The following is a 225-nucleotide window of genomic DNA, read 5'->3' as shown; positions in this document are numbered from 1 at the left end:
CTTTAAAAGGAGTTTGGTAGGCCTGAGTGGACTTGAACCACCGACCTCACCCTTATCAGGGGTGCGCTCTAACCACCTGAGCTACAAGCCTGCAGAGATTTTTACTGCTGTTTTTCATCAGACAATCTGTGTGAGCACTGCAAAGGCAGGTTCTTTAAGGTAAGGAGGTGATCCAACCGCAGGTTCCCCTACGGTTACCTTGTTACGACTTCACCCCAGTCATGA

At 49.3% G+C, this 225-nt stretch carries 1 tRNA gene and 1 rRNA gene; both read right to left on the bottom strand.

Annotated elements, in window-relative coordinates:
- Positions 1-14: 14 nt before the first annotated feature.
- Positions 15-91: transfer RNA gene (locus tag FHC48_RS23360), tRNA-Ile, on the bottom strand.
- Between the two features lie 69 nt (positions 92-160).
- Positions 161-225: ribosomal RNA gene (locus FHC48_RS23355) — 16S ribosomal RNA — on the bottom strand; the annotation flags it as partial.

It is taken from the genome of Enterobacter sp. EC_50 (assembly GCF_019584525.1).
Classification (GTDB): Bacteria; Pseudomonadota; Gammaproteobacteria; order Enterobacterales; family Enterobacteriaceae; genus Enterobacter; species Enterobacter roggenkampii.
The sequence above is the reverse complement of the archived record's forward strand: the minus strand, read 5'-3'. Positions and strand labels throughout refer to the sequence as shown.